This is a genomic window from Nocardia sp. NPDC059228, from assembly GCF_042754245.1.
In the GTDB taxonomy this organism is placed as follows: domain Bacteria; phylum Actinomycetota; class Actinomycetes; order Mycobacteriales; family Mycobacteriaceae; genus Nocardia.
In genome coordinates this window covers 178,145-195,030 of the sequence record NZ_JBHZAL010000014.1, presented here as the reverse complement: position 1 = coordinate 195,030, position 16,886 = coordinate 178,145, and the positions used below count along the sequence as shown (strand labels likewise).

The following is a 16,886-nucleotide window of genomic DNA, read 5'->3' as shown; positions in this document are numbered from 1 at the left end:
ATGGCGGGCACCCCTCTTCTCAGCTGCTTGTCCTGAGCGGGTCCATGGTCCAGGTGTCGCGGCAGCGGTGCCATACCGGCAATCCATGCGCAGATTGCAATATCTACAGACTCAGATAGTCGAGTGAGGGCCGGTAGTCCCGGATCCTCGCTCAGCGGGCCAGACCCGTGCGATGAGCGAAGGCGATGGCCTGGCCACGATCGCGGACCCCTAGCTTGGCGAACAGTGAATTGATGTGTGTCTTCACGGTGCTGACGCCGATGAACAGTTCCTTGGCGATCTCGGAGTTGTTGCGCCCCTGCGCCATCAGCCGCAGCACGTCCCGCTCACGGTCGGTGAGGTCGACAGGCGGTTCGGGTGGCGCGTCGAGGGCGGAGAGCAGGCGGCGGCCCACATCGGCGGCCAGGGTGGTGTGACCGCTCGCGACGGATCGGATGGCCGCGGCGATCTCGGCGCGACCGGCGTCCTTGGTGAGATAGCCGCGTGCGCCCGCCCGGAGCGCGCCCGCGATGGAGGCGTCGTCAGCGTAGGTAGTGAGCACCAGGACCGCGGTCTCGGGATATCGGTCGGTGATGGCGGCGGTCGCGGCCACGCCGTCGATGCCGGGCATGCGCAGATCCATCAGCGCGACACGGGGTTTCACCCGCCGCACCAGCTCGACCGCTTCCGCGCCGTCACGGGCCTCCCCCACCACCCGCATATCGGGGAGCAGCGACAGCACCGTGGTGAGCCCGTCGCGCACGGTGGTCTGGTCGTCGGCCACCACCACCGTGATCACTTCCGCGGCAGCAGGATTCGCACCGTCCACCGATCCTCCTCCTTCCCGGCGGACAGCAGTCCGCCCGCCGCCTCGATCCGCTCCCGCATACCCAGCAGGCCCGCACCGGAACCGGTGCTGCCGAGCGGCATCCGTTGCGCGGCAATGGGATTCGACACCACCGCCTCCAGCGACGCGCCGCTGCCACGCAGCGTGAGCGTAACCGGTTGCCCGGATGCGTGTTTACGCGCATTGGTGAGCGCCTCCTGTACCGCACGGATCAGGGCCACCGCCGCCTGCTCGTTCGCCGGATCCACCCCGACATCGAATCGTTCGGCCAGCTGCCCGCCGGCCGCGCGGTGCTCCTCCACCACCCGGCGCAGCTCGGCCGCCGCGTCGAAGGCGCCCGACCGCAGGGTGCCCACCACCCGGCGGGCGTCGGCCAGCCCGGACACCGCCAGCCGATGAGACGCCTTGACCCGCTCCGCGGCCCGGTCCGTCTCCCCCGCCTCCAACAGTGCGTCCGCGGCGTCGAGTTGGAGCACCAGACCGCCCAGCGTGTGGGCGAGCACATCGTGGATGTCGCGGGCGATACGCCCGCGTTCGGCCAGGGCGGCGGCCCGATCCCGCTCCTCGCGGATGATCCGATTCTGTTCCACCAGCATCCGATTGCGCTCCGCGCCGACCCGCGCCTGGCGGCGGCTCCAGCCCGCCAGGCCGACCACGACCACACCGACCAGCAATCCCACCAGCGCCCCTGGACGCGCACCGTCCACCAGGATGGAGACGCACATGAGCACCGAGGTGGACACCGCGATCGCCAGGCCGAACCACAGCGGCGCGCTCAGCAGGCCGAGGGCGACGAATACCGTGGCCAGGGCGGTGATTCCGGAGCCGACCGACTGGGCGACGGTCGATCCCCCGCCGATGGCCATGGCGCACAGGCAGATTCGTTCCCGCCGCCACTTCCGTGTGGGCATCACCACCCATGCCGCCCAGCCCAGCCACGACAGCACCACCAGCGCCGCCACCCACGGCCGGTGGAACAGGGCCACACTCGCCGAGGAGGAGACCACGGCGACGAGCCCGACCAGGCGCAGCAGCCTGGACAGGCTCGAGGGTGGGTCGATGATGGACATCGGTCTCAGTGTGCCGCAACCGGGTGCGCCTGCTCGGCACGCCGGGCCAGCACCAGCGCCCGGCCCGCCCGATTGAGCGCCACCACCAGCAGGATCGCCCCGACCGAGGTGACGGCCACCGCACCGGCCAGGTGCGCGACCACGTCCACCCCGATGCGCGCCGCCAGCAGCACCAGCCACAGCAGCGATCCGGCCCACCCGGTCCGCGCCTCCAATCCCGCGGCGGTGCGGCGCAGCTGGGACAGCATGCCCATCACCACGCCGATCCCGACACCGAGCGCCGCCGACACGGCCAGCAGGGCCACCGACATCACCCCGAGGCCGCCACCGGTGACCACGGACTTCATCTGCAGAAACCCCACCAGCCCGAGAATGATCGGTCCCCGCCACAGCCGATTGGCGTCGAGGACCTGCCACCGGGTCTGCCGATACATGATCCACCCGATCACCGCCACCGCCACCGCGCCGTCGACCACCGCATTCTGCACGTTCATGGCTCTACGGTCGCCTCGCGAACCGCCTCCACCCACCACCCCAGGGTGGAGACCGGGTGGGATTCCCGCCCCCCACTCGCCGCTCAGTCGGGCCAGACGGGCGGGCGTTTCTCCAGGAAGGCGGCCATTCCCTCGCGGGCGCCGGGCAATTGGGAGGCGGCGGCCATGACCTCGCGGGCGAGGGTGTAGGCGTCGGCCTCGGGGCGGTCGAGCTGGGCGTAGAGGGTGCGTTTGCCGAGCGCCTTGCTCGCGCGGCTGCCGCGGGTGGCGCGGGCGAGCAGGTCGGCGACGGCGTCGTCGAGGTCGGCGTCGGGGACGGCGTAGTTGATCAGACCCCAGTCGACGGCGGTGCGAGCGTCGATGACCTCGCCGGTGAGGGCCAGCTCCATGAGGCGTTTGCGGCCGATGGAACGGGCGACCGGGACGGCCGGGGTGTGGCAGAACCAGCCGCCCTTGCCGCCGGGGAGGGCGAAGCCCGCCGAATCGGCGGCGACGGCCAGGTCGCAGGACGCGACGAGCTGACAGCCGGCCGCGGTGGCCAGCCCGTGCACGCGGGCGATCACCACCTGCGGCACCGCCTCCAAGGTGGTCATGACCTGCTGGCAGAGGGTGAGCAGGTCGCGCACGCCGAGCAGGTCACGGGCGGCCACATCGGTGAAATCGTGGCCCGCACTGAACACCGGCCCGGCCGCGGCGAGCACGATGCCGGTGGCGTCGGTGTCGCCCGCGGCGCGGAACGCGGCCAGCAGTTCGGTCAGGTGGTCGGCCGACAGCGCGTTGCGGCGGTCGGGGCGGTTCATGGTGACGGTGATGGTGTCGCCGTCCCGCTTCACGAGTAGGTGCCGGTACTCCGCGGTCATACCTTCCACGGTAGTGCGGAGTATCGGCCCGGGCTGCCGCATTTCGCGGTTCACACGGGTGCGGGCGCGTCCGGATTCAGGTGCAGCCACTGCCCGGTCGAGGGACCGTGCGGGTCGACGCTGCCGCCGCCGATCAGCATCACCCGCTGCGCCTGCGCGGGCGGCAGCAGCACGCTGGTGGACTGGCTGCGCGACCCCGGATCGACGAGCCCCGGCACCGCCCGGGCACGGGAGTTTCGGGCAGAACCAATCCGGGATCGGAACGAATTGTCCTGCCACGCAACCAATCATGGCGGCCCGCGGCGATTCCGGCATTCGATGTTCGATGTCCGGATAGTCCGGATGCCCATTTACGCCAGGTTACGGAAAACGCACCCCGGTGACCCGAGCGCCCATTACTCTCCGAAACGCTCTCGTTTCACACCCTTGAGGACACATCATGAGTAAGACAGTCTGGGCCAACGGCCTCGCACTCACCGCGGCCGCGATCCTGGCCTCCACCGGCACCGCGAATGCCGTCGGCAACAGCATGAGCACCGATGCCACCTTCAAGGTCGGCGTCGACATCCAGCCCGGTGTCTATAAGACCACGACGGCCGCCACGGTGTGCGCTTGGGCGCGGCTGTCGGCCATCACCCCCGACGCCAACGCCACCATCCAGGCCGGCGGCGCGGTCAACGGCACCGTCACCGTCGAGATCAAGCCCACCGACGTCGCCTTCTTCACCAGCGGCTGCGGCACCTGGACCCTGCAGACCACCACCACGAACACCGGCTCGTCGGGTCTGTCGAACCTGATCAGCGGCAGCGCGAGCGGCAGCAGCCTGCTCTCGACCGGCTCCGCCTCCGCCTCCAGCTAGCCGATCCGGCATCGGTGAGCCGTCTACCCGGAGGTGGCGGGATCATCGGGCCGGGAGGGCCGGGCAATCCGCAGTGCCCGCCCCTCGCGGTGACTCAGCAGTCGCAGCAGGTTTCCTCACAGCAGCAACAGGATTCCTCACAACAGCAGCATCCTTCGCCGCAGCAGACGCAGCCCTCACAGCACGGCAGGCAGAAGCCGCCGCGGCGCCGCGGGGCGGGGCCGTAGTAGCCGGGACCCGGGCCATAGCCCGGAGGCGGACCGTAGCCGGGCGGCGGCGGACCCCAGGGGCCCGGCCCCGGACCCCGGCGACGCCAGCGGCTCAGCGGCGCGGTGGCCGCACCGTGATTCGCGCAGCTGTGCGCGGGACCGCCGAAGGTCCTGGTCACCGACCGGTCCAGCTCGTGCTTCAGCAGTTTGTGAATCAGCCGCCCATCGGTGAATTCCACGTCGGCCAACGCCAATTCGATACCCAGCAGGGCGTCGGTGCACAAGCGATGCGCCTCGGCCACCTCGGTTCCCGTGGCGGCCAGGGGATTCCACTTCCCGTGCGCGAGATCCTCGTCCAGGTCCTCGACGGCATCCACGAGATGCGCTATGCGGCCGAACAGTCGGCCGACCTCCGACAGCGCTGCCTGGTTTCCCGGGCGCCCCGCCAGGACGGCGGTGTGGCCGAAGGCCGCGGCGGTCGCGGTTTCGGTGGGTTCGGTGACCTCCAGCAGCGGGGTACCCACCGCGGCCGCGGCCTCCACCTCACCCTGCCGATCCACCGCGGTCACCAGCACACCGGTGTCGAAACCCAGTCCGGCGCCGGTGGATTCGCCCTGCCTGGCCCAGCGCTGGGCGATGCGCCGGGCGGCGGGCCGGAATCCGGCCGCGCCCGCCATGCCGTCATGATCGGCCACGTGATCACGCACTTTGGCGGCGGCCAGCACCAGCGAGACCGTGGCGGCCAGCCGGACGCAATCCCCGGTGGCGACATCGGCGCGTCTCATGCCGCGCAAGGGGCAGGGCCCGGCCGCGCGGCGGGTGGGCGGCGCCGTGGACTGCGCCTCCACCAGGGCCGAGACGATCAGCCCGTCGTAATTGGTTGCCATGCGGGCGCTCTGGCCGTGGTCGTCACGCAGTGCCAGACAGAGTCCGCACAGTTGCGCCAGCCAAGCCCGCCCGAGTTCCTCGCCCAGCCGATGACGGCAGGGCCGGATGATGCCGAACACACCATCGACGGTAACCGCTCGCGCGGCATTCGTCGCCCGGAATCGGGATCACTCCCGAGTGGACGGCGTAGATCGAATCTCACTGGGCGGCAAGGGCGGCGAACTCCTCGGCCAGCGGAACCGGGCGCGCCGACGACCACGCCAGGCTCACCCGCAGCGGCGCGAGGTCGGGAACCGGGACGTAGGCGATGTCCGGGCGGGTGTAGAACGTCATGACCGACAGCGGCAGGAACATGATGCCCCGGCCCGCGGCGACGTGCTCGAGCTTCTCCTCCACACTGTGGAAGACCGGGACGCCGGGGCGGTCGGTGCGCAATTCGGTTGCCACCGCACTCCATTCGGGGACCATGTCCGGATCCTGGAGCAGGTGCTCGTCGGCGAGATCGCCGACCGCGACCGCGTCCTTGCCCGCGAGGCGGTGGTCGGCGGGCAGCACCACGACCCGGGGCTCGGTGTAGAGCGGGCGCACGACCAGACCGTGCGGATCCACCGGCAGCCGCACCACGCTGACGTCGACGCGGCCGTCGTGGATCACCTCGACCTGATCGAACCAGCCGGTGCGCACCAGATCGACGGCGAGGCCGGGGTGACGCTCGGTGAGCGTCCGCACCGCGGCGGTCACGATGAGGCCGGGCATGAAGCCGACGGTGAAGCGCTGCGTCCCATCGACGGCCCGAATCACCCTGCGCTGCAGGGCTTCCGCGGCGGCGAGCAGCGGTCTGGCGTCGGCCAGCAACTGCTCCCCCGCCGCCGTCAGCGCGGTCCCGCGGCGATCGCGGGCGAACAACTGCGCGCCCAGTTCCTCCTCGAGCGCGCGAATCTGACGTGACAGGACCGGTTGCGCGATGAACAGCTGCTCCGCGGCGCGGCCGAAATGCAGATGTTCGGCCACCGCCACGAAGTAGCGCAGCTTGCGCAGATCGACGTCACTCATGATGCCTTCAGGGTATTACAGGCGGCGGTATAGGTCTTGGACGGGAGCGGGTCGCGAAACCCAAGGTGGAGAGGCACATACGCACAGCATTCCCGAAAGGAAATCCGATGTCTCTCGACGGACAGCACGTCGTCATCCTGGGCGGCACCTCCGGAATCGGCTACGCCGTGGCCGCCGCGACCGCCGCACAGGGCGCGAAGGTCACCGTCGTCTCCAGCCGCCAGGAGAACGTGGAGCGCGCGGTGGCCGAACTCCCGGCCGGCGTCACCGGCCTGGTCGCGAACCTCAACGACACCAACCGGATTCGCGCGATGTTCGATGAACTCGGCGCGCTCGACCACCTCGTCTACACCGCCGGCGACCCGCTGCTGCTCTCCCCGCTGGCCGAACTGGATCTCGACGCCGCGCGGAAGTTCTTCGAACTGCGCTACTTCAGCGTGCTGGCCGCGGTACAGGCGGCCGTGCCGCGGCTGCGAGCCGACGGGTCGATCACCCTGACCAGCGGTACCGCCGGGCCGCGCCCCGTCCCGGGTTCGACGGTCACGTCCAGCGTCTGCGGCGCGATCGAGACCCTGACCCGGGCGCTGGCGGTGGAACTGGCGCCGATCCGGGTGAACGCGGTCATGCCGGGCGTGGTCCGGTCGCCGCTGTGGAACTTCCCCGAGGAGTTGCGCGAGCAGTTCTACGCCGACACCGCGGCCGCGACGCCATTGCGCCGCATCGCCGAAGTGGACGATATCGCGCAGGCCTTCGTCTTCTTCCTCACCCAGCCCCACGCCACCGGCACCGTGCTGCCCCTCGACGGCGGCGCGGTCCTGGCCTGACCCGGACATCGGGTGGCGCACCGCCGCGGGACACCGGACGGATCCCCCAGCGGTGCGCCGGTCGGCGCCGGGACTACCGGCCGGCCGCGTGGCGGGCCGCCAGGTAGCCGAAGACGACAGCGGGGCCGATGGTCGCGCCGGGTCCGGCATAGGTGTGGCCCATGACCGGAGCGCTCGCATTGCCGGCCGCGTACAGGCCCTCGATCACCGAGCCGTCCGCCCGCAGCACCCGGCCGTCGACATCGGCGCTCAGGCCGCCCTTGGTGCCGAGGTCGCCCGGCACCAGTTTCGCCGCGTAGAACGGACCCGTCTCCAGCGCACCGAGATTCGGGTTGGGGCGGTTGCGCGGGTCACCGTAGTAGTTGTCGTAGGCGCTGTCACCGCGGCCGAAGTCGGGATCGGTACCGGCGGAGGCGAATTCGTTGAAACGGGTCACCGTGGCCCGGAGTTTGTCGACCGGGACGCCGATCTGCTCGGCGAGTTCGGGGAGCGAATCGGCGCGGGTGAGCGCGCCCGACTTGAACCAGCGGCCGGGCAGGGGCTGACGGGGCGGGACACCCGCGAACTGGTAACGGTTGCGATAGCGCTGGTCGAAAATCAGCCAGGCGGGCAGGTTTTCGCCCGGTCCCGCGCCCTGCCCGTGCTCGCCGCCGTACATGCGATGGGTGGCCTCGACGTACGGCAGGCATTCGTTCATGAACCGCTCGCCGCGGTCGTTGACCACGATACTGCCGGGCAGATTGCGCTCGGCCAGGCAGAACCAGGCCAGCCTGGGCAGCGGAATGGACGGGCCCCACCAGGCGTCGGCCATGAATTCCACCGCGCCACCGGCATTCTCGCCCGCGCGGATGCCGTCACCGGTATTGGCCTGCGCGCCGACGGTCCAGTCGGTGCCGATCGGCTCACGCTGGTACTGCTTGCGCATCGCCTCGTTGTGCTCGAAGCCGCCGGCCGCGATGACCACGCCCCGGCGGGCGGTGAGCACCTGCTCGCGCCCGTCGCGCAGCACCACCGCGCCCGTGACCCGGCCGTCCTCGGTGCGCAGGTCCACCAGCGGAGTGTCCAGCCACAGCGGCACATTCGCCTCCAGCAGGCCGGCGCGCAGCATGGCGCTGAGCGCCTGGCCGCGGGCCAGGACGCGCCGGCGCAGCACGGCCGCAGTCAGCCACCGCCCGATGACGCGCACGGCCGCCAGCGGACTGCGCGGATTGCGCAGGCCCAGATGCAGCTGCCGGAACTCGGCCGCGGTGATCACGACATTCTTCGGGGCCCTCACGTAATCGGGCTCCAGCGTGGCCAATTCGGCGCCGAGACCGGTGGCGTTGTAGGGCACGGGCTCGATCGAGCGGCCGTGGCCGCGGCCGCCGGGCGCCTCCGGGTAGTAGTCGGAATAGCCCGGCACCCACCGCATGCGCAGCGGCGCGTGCGCGGCCAGGAAGTCGAAGGCCTCCGGTCCCCGGTCGAGGAAGGTGTCGATCCGCTCGGGCGGCACCCCGGGGCCGACGATGTGCTTCAGATAGGCTCGCGCGGCCTCGAGATTATCGGCGGGGGCCTCACGGCGCAGCACCGTGTTTCCCGGAATCCACACGCCGCCACCGGATCTCGCGGTGGATCCGCCCCATGCCCGTGCCTTCTCGACGATCACCGTGGACAGTCCGTGGTGCGCGGCCGTCAGCGCCGCGGCCATGCCCGCCGCCCCCGACCCCACGACGACCAGATCGAATGTCTCGCCAGTTTCCCTGTCGTGCTGCATGTTTCCTCTATCTTCGTGTTCTGTTGTAGCTATCTGCGTGCGTGCCAACGGCTTTCAGCCGTTATGCCGCCAGCGTTCCCCGGTCACGGCGTCGAGCGCGCCCTCGACACACACCGCCAGCGACATTTCCGGCTGCGCCGAATTACGCAGCCACTGCAGGTAACCGAACTCCGCCGCCGCCAGCATGAGATGCACCAGCAAACCCGGAGTGCTGTCGCGCTGCGAGTCTCGGCCCATCCGCTGCGCGACCAGCGCGACCAGGCGCGCCCGGTGCTCCGGAGTGATCAGAGCGACCCGCTCCAGGAGATGCGGCGCGGTGCGGAACGCGGCCCGCCACTGCTCCAGCTCCGCCGGGGCCAGCGCGGTGGACCGCGCCAGAATCGACTGCGCCAGCGCCACATCCGCGGGCTCGTCGCCCTCGCGCTCCTCGAGCAGCGCGACGATGCCCGACCCGCCCTCGCGGACCGGATCCAGCAGCAGATCCTCCTTGCTCCGCACATGCCGGAAGTAGGTACTGGCCGACACACCCGCCGCGGCGGCGATCTGCTCGGTCGTCACCTCCCCGAAGCCCTTCTCCGCGAACAACTCGTACGCCGCCCGCTGAATCTCGCCGCGCACCTGCCGGCGCTGCCGCTCCCGCAATGACATCCGTCGCCCTCCTTCGTTAGAGCGAGTATCTGCCGATATGACAGCTACTGTCAAGAAGGGATTCTCTGTCAGCACCGCGGACGGCACTCGCCAAGGTCCTGACCAGCAAGATTCGGCGATCCACTCGCCCTCGAAACCCCCGCCCCTGCACCTGGGCTGCCGTCACTCCCCCGCCGACTCCCCCACCGCCGCAAATGAATTCATGGACGCGGTGGCTCACCCTGCTCCCGGCCTCCCCACCGACGAACGAGGCCGCCACTACCCTCGACCCCATCTCGAACCCCGGCCGTCGCCTGCCAGGGATCGATCTCAGCGCCCACCATCTCCGCAAACACCCGACCACCCACACGTCGAACGCACCCCCGCGCCGACGCCTGCCGGGGCGCGGGCCGAGCACCCGCGCCCTGCGGCCGCGAGCCTAGGCCCGGCGCAGCGCCAGCACCGGGATGGTGCGGATACCGGCGGTCTTCACGGCGTATTCGCCGAAACCCGGGTATCGCCGCGCCTGTTCGTCGTAGATCCGGTCACGGTCCGCGCCGGTCACCTCGGTGACCTCGACCTGGAAGGTCTCGGTCCCGACTTCGGCCTCGGCCGTCCCCGCCCTGGTCAGGTTGTAGTACCAGTCCGGATTGGTGGGCGCGCCCGCCTTGGTCGCGAAAACGTACATGGTCGCCGGATCCTGCTCATCGGCCAGGTACATCATGGGCGTCACCAGCTCCCGCCCGGTCTTGCGCCCCCGATGGTGCACCAGAATTATCGGCGCCCCCTCGAACGGCCCGCCGACCCGTCCCTCATTGGCCCGGAACTCGTTGATGATGTTCGTATTCCAGTCGCTCATACCGATCATTCTTCTGTACGAGCACTGTGGCCGAGGGGAACGCCCCGGGCGCGGCGTCATCCGCCCGCGATCACCCACTCGCGCCCGGAGACGGCGAAGGGCCGGGCATCCTGTGGATGCCCGGCCCTGTGCAGCGGAAACCGTTACGGCAGGGGGCCGCCGGCGGCGATCGCGGAGAGGGTGGCGAACTCGTCACCCTTCAGGGACGCGCCGCCCACGAGGGCGCCGTCGATGTCGGTCTGGCCGACCAGTTCGCCGACGTTCTTGGCGTTGACCGAGCCACCGTAGAGGACCCGGACACCGGCCGCCACTTCGGGATTCGCCAGTTCGGCGAGTTCCTTGCGGATGGCGCCGCAGACTTCCTGCGCGTCGGCCGGGGTGGCGACCTTGCCGGTGCCGATGGCCCAGACCGGCTCGTAGGCGATGACGATCTTCGAGATCTCCTCGGGCGTCAGGCCCTTGAGGGAGCCGCGGAGCTGCTCGAGGTTGTACTCGACGTGGGTCTTGGTCTCGCGGACGCCCAGGCCCTCACCGATGCAGACGATCGGGGTGATGCCGTACTTGAGCGCCTGCTTGGCCTTGGCCAGCACGGTGGCGTCGTCCTCGTTGTGGTACTGACGCCGCTCCGAGTGACCCACCACGACGAAACTGCAGCCCAGCTTGGCCAGCATGGAGCCGCTGATCTCGCCGGTGTAGGCGCCCTCGTCGTGGGTGGACACGTCCTGGGCACCGTAGGTGATCAGGAGACGGTCACCCTCGACCAGCGTCTGCACGCTGCGCAGGTCCACGAACGGCGGGATCACCGTCACGTCGACCTTGTCGAAGTACTTCTCCGGCAACGCGAATGCGATCTTCTGCACCAGAGCGATGGCCTCGAGGTGATTGAGGTTCATCTTCCAGTTGCCGGCGATCAAAGGCTTACGTGCCATGGTTCAGTCCTCCAGGACAGCGAGGCCGGGAAGTTCCTTGCCCTCCAGGTATTCCAGCGACGCGCCGCCACCGGTGGAGATGTGCGAGAAACCGTCGTCGGGCAGACCCAGGGTGCGCACGGCCGCGGCCGAGTCGCCGCCGCCGACCACCGTGAACGCGCCCTTCGAGGTCGCCGTGGCGATCGCCTCGGCGACACCGCGGGTGCCGGCCGAGAACTTCTCGAACTCGAACACACCCATCGGGCCGTTCCAGAACACGGTCTTGGCCTCGGTCAGCAGCGCCGAGAAGCGGGCGACCGAGTCGGGACCGATGTCCAGACCCATCCAGCCGTCGGGAATCTCGTGGGCGGGCACGGTCTTCGAGTCCGCGTCGGCGGCGAACTTGTCGGCCACCACGATGTCCACCGGCAGATGGATGACGTCGGCGTACTTGTCCAGCAGCCCCTTGCAGGTCTCGATCATCTCCGCCTGCAGCAGCGAGGTGCCCACCGGAAGTCCCTGCGCCGCAAGGAAGGTGAAGCACATACCGCCGCCGATGACCAGCGTGTCGACCTTGGGCGCGAGCGCCTCGATGACCGCCAGCTTGTCGGAGACCTTCGAGCCGCCGAGCACGACCGCGTACGGACGCTCCGGGTTCTCGGTGAGCTTCTTCAGCACCTCGGTCTCGGCCGCGACCAGGGTCCCCACGTAGTGCGGCAGCAGCTTGGCCACGTCGTACACCGAGGCCTGCTTGCGGTGCACCACACCGAAACCGTCGGACACGAACGCGCCGTCGTCGCCGACCAGCTCGACCAGGGCACGGGCGAGTTTGGTGCGCTCGGCGTCGTCCTTGCTGGTCTCGCGCGCGTCGAAGCGAATGTTCTCCAGCAGCAGCACATCACCGTCGGTGAGGCCCTCGGAGCGGGCGAGCGCGTCCTGGCCCACCACGTCGCCGGCGAGCTGGACATTGCGTCCCAGCTCCTCCGACAGCCGCGCCGCGACCGGCGCGAGGGAGAACTTCGGATCCGGCTCGCCCTTGGGGCGGCCGAGGTGCGCGGTCACCACGACCTTGGCGCCGGCCTCGGCCAGCGCCTTGATGGTCGGCGCGGACGCGACAATGCGGCCCGGGTCGGTGATGACGCCGTTATCGAGGGGAACATTCAGGTCGGAGCGCACCAGCACGCCCCGGCCCTCGACACCCTCGGTCAGCAGATCCTGCAGAGTCTTGATCGTCATCGGCGCTTAGAGGGACTTGCCGACGAGGCCGACCAGGTCGGCGAGACGGTTGGAGTAGCCCCACTCGTTGTCGTACCACGAGGCGACCTTGACCTGGTTGTCGATGACCTGGGTCAGCGGCGCGTCGTAGATGGAGGAGTGCGGGTCGGTCACGATGTCGGAGGAGACGATCGGGTCGACGTTGTACTTCAGGATGCCCTTCATCGGGCCGTCCGCGGCGGCCTTCATGGCGGCGTTGATCTCGTCGATCGAGGCGGTCTTGGCCAGGTCCACGGTCAGGTCGGTGAGCGAACCGGTCGGGACCGGCACGCGCAGCGCGTAGCCGTTCAGCTTGCCGAGCAGTTCGGGCAGCACCAGGCCGATGGCCTTGGCGGCGCCGGTGCCGGTGGGCACGATGTTCAGCGCGGCGGCGCGGGCGCGACGCAGATCCGAGTGCGGGCCGTCCTGCAGGTTCTGGTCCTGGGTGTAGGCGTGCACGGTGGTCATCAGACCACGCTCGATGCCGAAGGAGTCGTTGAGCACCTTGGCAATCGGGCCCAGGCAGTTGGTGGTGCAGGACGCGTTCGAGATGATGTTCTGCGAACCGTCGTACTTGTCGTCGTTGACGCCCATCACGATGGTGATGTCCTCGCCCTTGGCGGGCGCGGAGATGATGACCTTCTTGGCGCCGGCGGCCAGGTGGCCCTTCGCCTTGGTGGCGTCGGTGAAGATACCGGTGGACTCGACGACCACGTCGACACCCAGGTCACCCCACGGCAGCGCGGCCGGGCCCTCCTTGATGGCCAGCGCGGTGATGCGCTGGTCGCCGACGACGATGGTCTCGTCGCCGTCCAGGGAAACGTCCTGCGGCAGGCGGCCGAGGATCGAGTCGTACTTCAGCAGGGTCGCCAGCGACTTGTTGTCGGTGAGATCGTTGACCGCCACGATCTCGATGTCGGTGGTGCCGAGGGCCTTCTGCGCCTCGACGGCTCGGAAGAAGTTTCGCCCGATGCGGCCGAAGCCGTTGATCCCTACCCGGACAGTCACGTTTTCGCTCCTCAGCTTTGCGGATCGTTTCCGTTGCGGTGCTAACCCTAGACCTGTAACAGAAACATCACGGACACACCCCCGCCACGGTGAACTACGAAACGTTCACTTTCGTCACAGACGACCGGAAGCGCCGCGACCCTTGAGGTTGCGACGCTTCCGGACGGAATCACCGAGCGGTATTCATCAGTTTATGCGGCGGCGTGGGTGTTTCATGCCTCTTCGAGCAGCTCTGCGGTGACAGCGCTTTCGGTGTCGGGCACGCCGAGTTCCTTGGCGCGCCGGTCCGCCATCGACAGCAGCCGCCGGATCCGGCCCGCCACAGCGTCTTTCGTCATGGGCGGATCGGCCAGCTGGCCCAGCTCCTCCAAGGACGCCTGCCGGTGCAGCACGCGCAGCTTGCCCGCCGCGGCCAGATGGTCCGGCACATCCTCGCTCAGTATTTCGAGCGCGCGCTCCACGCGGGCCGCGGCGGCCACGGCCGCGCGGGCCGAACGACGCAGGTTGGCGTCGTCGAAATTGGCCAGCCGGTTGGCGGTCGCCCGGACCTCGCGACGCATGCGCCGCTCCTCCCAGGTGAGCCGGGTGTCCTGCGCGCCCATGCGGGTGAGCAGGGCGCCGATGGCCTCGCCGTCGCGCACCACGACGCGATCGGTGCCGCGCACCTCGCGCGCCTTGGCCGAGATGCCCATCCGCCGCGCGGCGCCCACCAGGGCGAGCGCCGCCTCCGGCCCGGGGCAGCTCACCTCCAGGGCCGAGGAGCGGCCCGGCTCGGTGAGCGAGCCATGCGCGAGAAACGCTCCACGCCAAGCGGCTTCGGCATCGCCGATGCTGCCTCCCACCACCTGCGCGGGCAGCCCGCGCACCGGGCGGCCGCGCACATCGAGCAATCCGGTCTGGCGCGCCAGCGCCTCGCCCTCCTTGGAAACCCGCACCACGTACCGGGAGGTTTTCCGGAGCCCGCCGGCGCCGAGGACATGCACGTCCGAGCCGTATCCGTACAGCTCGAAGATCTCTCGGCGCAGCCGACGTGCAATGGAACCCATGTCCACCTCGGCTTCGACGATCACTCGACCGCCGACGATGTGCAATCCACCGGCGAACCGCAGTAGCGCGGACAATTCCGCTTTGCGCGAGCTCACCTGTGATACAGAGAGCCGGCTCAGCTCGTCCTTCACTTCCGCTGTCATCGCCACGAGACGCGCTCCTTTCCACCCAACCCGGACCGCACACGTTGGCCCATATGCCGTCCTTCGACTCGAAGCCCTGCCAATTCCGGCCGAGGTTGCCGGATCACCTGATCCAGTGCGGCGGCAAGCTTTCCGGGGTGGTGCCGGTCCGTCCCCGCCTCGGCGACATCAGCGAAGGTTACTCGCGCACCCAGCTGTTCGGCAGCTCTTGCCAGATGTTCGCGTTCCCTACCCTCGGGTACGGAACCGGAATCCACCAGAACATGGTCGACTGTGAAATCCGGTGCGTGCTGGGACAATACATGCAGGTGCCGTTCGGCGCTGAATCCGGCCGTTTCGCCCGGTTCGGCAGCGAGGTTGAGCACCAGCACTTTCCGTGCCCGCGTGTACAGCAGCGCTTCGTGCAATTCGGGCACCAGCACGTGCGGGATGACACTCGTGAACCAGCTTCCGGGGCCCAGCACCACCACGTCGGCGTGCTCGATGGCCGAGGTCGCCTCGGGACAGGCGGGCGGATCCGAGGGGATCAGCCGCACCCGGCGCACCTTGCCCGGCGTGGTCGCCACGGCGACCTGACCGCGGAGGCAGCGGCTCACGCGCGGATCGCCTTCCAGCCCAGACACATCCGCCTCGATGGTCAGCGCGATGGGCGACATGGGAAGCACACGGCCGGTGATGCGGAGGATCCTTCCGGCCTCGTCCAGGGCCGCCACCGGATCGCCCAGCTCCTCGGTGAGACCCGCCAGAATCAGATTGCCCACCGAATGCCCGGCCAGCGCGCCGGTGCCGCCGAAGCGGTGTTGCAAAGTTCGCGCCCAGATGCCGTCGGCCTCTTCGGCCAAGGCCGCCAAGGCCATTCGCAGATCGCCCGGGGGCAGCATGCCCAGCTCGGACCGCAGCCGTCCCGAGGAGCCGCCGTCGTCGGCGACCGTGACCACCGCGGTGATCTTGCGGGTGAGCCGCCGGATGGCGGTCAGCGTCGAATACAGGCCGTGCCCACCACCGAGGGCCACGATGGCCGGATTGGTGGTGCGGACGGAGTCGTTCTCACTCATTCCCGCCCCAGATCCCGATGAACCACACGCACCACGTCACCCGAGTCGTTGTTGCCGGCCGCGGCCGATTCGTTGCCCGCCAGCGCCTCGCCCAGCGCCTCCGCTATCGCCACACTGCGGTGTTTGCCGCCGGTACAACCCACTGCCACGGTCATGTATCGCTTCCCCTCTTGGCGGTAGCCCTCGGTCGTCAGGTCGACGAGATGCCGCGCGGTGCCCAGATAGTCCTGCGCGCCCGGCTGCGACAACACATACTCGCTGACCGGGGCGTCCTGTCCGGTCTTTTCGCGGAGTTCGGGAATCCAATGCGGATTCGGCAGAAACCGCAAATCGAACACCATGTCGGCGTCGAGCGGGACCCCGTATTTGAAACCGAACGATTGAATGGTCAGTTGCAGCACGGTGGCGGCGTCGCCGCCGTAGACCTCCTCGAGCTTGCGGTGCAGCTGGTGGATGGACAGCGCGGTGGTGTCGATGACCACGTCGGCGGCCGTTTTCACCGGGTCCAGGCGCCGCCGCTCGGCGGCGATGCCTGCGGTCAGGGTGCCGTCGGCGCTCTCGCTCTGCAGCGGATGGCGGCGGCGCGCGAACCCGAAGCGGCGGATCAGCACGTCGTCGGAGGCCTCCAGGAACAGGATGCGGGTGCGCACACCCGCGGCCCGCAGCTGCTCGCCGACCGCGGCGAGGTTCCCGGTGAAGAAGCGGTTGCGCACGTCCATGACGAGCGCCAGTTTGCGGATGGGCGGTTCGGCGCCGCGGCCGAGATCGACCATGCGGCCGATCAATTCGGGTGGGAGGTTGTCGGCCACGTAGTAGCCGAGATCCTCGAGCACCTTGGCGGCGGTGCCGCGCCCGGCGCCGGACAGGCCCGTCACGATGACGACCTCGACCGGTGCGGATTCGGGTGCCGATCGCCCGCTGCGAGCGGTCGGCTGGGACTCACCTGTATCGGTTGCCTTGCTGTTTTCGGCCGTATCAGTACTGGCTTCGACGCGCGTCATGTCCTACCGGTTCGTGTCTGGAGTTCCCTCGATCATCCTGCACCGACGCCCGGAAACGCGGCAGGCACACGACGGGAGCGAGACACAGCTGTGATTTCTGCTCCCGACCTGCACACACGGCGTGTCGCAGTTTTGCTATTCGGCGTGT

At 69.4% G+C, this 16,886-nt stretch carries 18 protein-coding genes; 2 read left to right on the top strand and 16 right to left on the bottom strand.

Translation table 11 applies throughout. The features are described 5' to 3' along the window. Positions 1–151 precede the first annotated feature (151 nt). The 5 genes from ACFXKA_RS22720 to ACFXKA_RS22700 all read right to left on the bottom strand — a co-directional run bounded on the left by ACFXKA_RS22720 (position 152) and on the right by ACFXKA_RS22700 (position 3,468). A complete protein-coding gene (locus tag ACFXKA_RS22720; protein ID WP_354837504.1) occupies positions 152–808 on the bottom strand; it encodes a response regulator transcription factor in 657 nt (218 codons plus the stop codon). Next, the gene (locus ACFXKA_RS22715; protein ID WP_379428764.1) at positions 775–1,896 is read right to left on the bottom strand and encodes a sensor histidine kinase; all 1,122 of its coding nucleotides are present in this window, start codon (positions 1,894–1,896) and stop codon (positions 775–777) included. Before ACFXKA_RS22715 ends, ACFXKA_RS22720 begins: the two co-directional genes overlap by 34 nt. Before the next feature lie 5 nt (positions 1,897–1,901). After that, positions 1,902–2,390 (bottom strand): hypothetical protein, encoded by a 489-nt coding sequence (locus ACFXKA_RS22710; protein WP_379428763.1) that lies wholly within the window; start codon positions 2,388–2,390, stop codon positions 1,902–1,904. Positions 2,391–2,473: 83 nt separating this feature from the next. Then, positions 2,474–3,250: an enoyl-CoA hydratase-related protein gene (locus tag ACFXKA_RS22705; RefSeq protein WP_379428762.1), complete on the bottom strand. Its 777-nt coding sequence runs from the start codon at positions 3,248–3,250 to the stop codon at positions 2,474–2,476. 50 nt (positions 3,251–3,300) lie between these two features. After that, positions 3,301–3,468 carry a hypothetical protein gene (locus ACFXKA_RS22700; RefSeq protein ID WP_379428761.1) on the bottom strand — a complete coding sequence of 56 codons (168 nt, stop codon included), beginning with the start codon at positions 3,466–3,468 and terminating at the stop codon, positions 3,301–3,303. 221 nt (positions 3,469–3,689) lie between these two features. On the opposite strand from ACFXKA_RS22700, the gene ACFXKA_RS22695 reads away from it, so the two are divergent. Then, the gene (locus ACFXKA_RS22695; protein ID WP_379428760.1) at positions 3,690–4,109 is read left to right on the top strand and encodes a hypothetical protein; all 420 of its coding nucleotides are present in this window, start codon (positions 3,690–3,692) and stop codon (positions 4,107–4,109) included. Positions 4,110–4,203: 94 nt separating this feature from the next. Here ACFXKA_RS22695 and ACFXKA_RS22690 read toward each other — a convergent pair whose 3' ends face one another. Both ACFXKA_RS22690 and ACFXKA_RS22685 read right to left on the bottom strand, forming a co-directional pair. Beyond that, positions 4,204–5,325, bottom strand: coding sequence for a DUF5685 family protein (locus ACFXKA_RS22690; protein ID WP_379428759.1), 1,122 nt, complete (start codon positions 5,323–5,325; stop codon positions 4,204–4,206). A 79-nt stretch (positions 5,326–5,404) separates the two neighbouring features. Then, complete coding sequence (locus tag ACFXKA_RS22685; RefSeq protein WP_379428758.1) at positions 5,405–6,259, bottom strand: LysR family transcriptional regulator; 855 nt, start codon at positions 6,257–6,259, stop codon at positions 5,405–5,407. 107 nt (positions 6,260–6,366) lie between these two features. On the opposite strand from ACFXKA_RS22685, the gene ACFXKA_RS22680 reads away from it, so the two are divergent. Continuing rightward, entirely contained in the window at positions 6,367–7,083 is a 717-nt protein-coding gene (locus ACFXKA_RS22680) for an SDR family oxidoreductase (protein WP_379428757.1), read from the top strand. A gap of 73 nt (positions 7,084–7,156) precedes the next feature. Here the strand turns inward: ACFXKA_RS22680 and kstD are convergent, their stop codons facing one another. From kstD to rapZ, 9 genes are all read right to left on the bottom strand, one after another. Then, complete coding sequence (kstD, locus tag ACFXKA_RS22675) at positions 7,157–8,836, bottom strand: 3-oxosteroid 1-dehydrogenase (protein ID WP_379428755.1); 1,680 nt, start codon at positions 8,834–8,836, stop codon at positions 7,157–7,159. 54 nt (positions 8,837–8,890) lie between these two features. Next, complete coding sequence (locus tag ACFXKA_RS22670; protein ID WP_379428754.1) at positions 8,891–9,484, bottom strand: TetR/AcrR family transcriptional regulator; 594 nt, start codon at positions 9,482–9,484, stop codon at positions 8,891–8,893. A gap of 418 nt (positions 9,485–9,902) precedes the next feature. Beyond that, positions 9,903–10,331, bottom strand: a complete 429-nt coding sequence (locus ACFXKA_RS22665) for a nitroreductase/quinone reductase family protein (protein WP_354837482.1) — start codon at positions 10,329–10,331, stop codon at positions 9,903–9,905. A 134-nt stretch (positions 10,332–10,465) separates the two neighbouring features. Further along, positions 10,466–11,251, bottom strand: a complete 786-nt coding sequence (tpiA, locus tag ACFXKA_RS22660) for a triose-phosphate isomerase (protein ID WP_354837480.1) — start codon at positions 11,249–11,251, stop codon at positions 10,466–10,468. Between the two features lie 3 nt (positions 11,252–11,254). Then, positions 11,255–12,466, bottom strand: a complete 1,212-nt coding sequence (locus ACFXKA_RS22655; RefSeq protein WP_379428753.1) for a phosphoglycerate kinase — start codon at positions 12,464–12,466, stop codon at positions 11,255–11,257. 6 nt (positions 12,467–12,472) lie between these two features. Next, positions 12,473–13,492, bottom strand: coding sequence for a type I glyceraldehyde-3-phosphate dehydrogenase (gene gap / locus ACFXKA_RS22650; protein ID WP_354837476.1), 1,020 nt, complete (start codon positions 13,490–13,492; stop codon positions 12,473–12,475). Positions 13,493–13,704: 212 nt separating this feature from the next. Next, positions 13,705–14,688, bottom strand: a complete 984-nt coding sequence (gene whiA / locus ACFXKA_RS22645; protein ID WP_040858457.1) for a DNA-binding protein WhiA — start codon at positions 14,686–14,688, stop codon at positions 13,705–13,707. Further along, the gene (gene yvcK / locus ACFXKA_RS22640; RefSeq protein WP_354837474.1) at positions 14,679–15,737 is read right to left on the bottom strand and encodes a uridine diphosphate-N-acetylglucosamine-binding protein YvcK; all 1,059 of its coding nucleotides are present in this window, start codon (positions 15,735–15,737) and stop codon (positions 14,679–14,681) included. The genes whiA and yvcK overlap by 10 nt, the downstream gene beginning before the upstream one ends. Further along, a complete protein-coding gene (rapZ, locus tag ACFXKA_RS22635; RefSeq protein ID WP_379428752.1) occupies positions 15,734–16,738 on the bottom strand; it encodes an RNase adapter RapZ in 1,005 nt (334 codons plus the stop codon). Before rapZ ends, yvcK begins: the two co-directional genes overlap by 4 nt. Positions 16,739–16,886 lie beyond the last annotated feature (148 nt).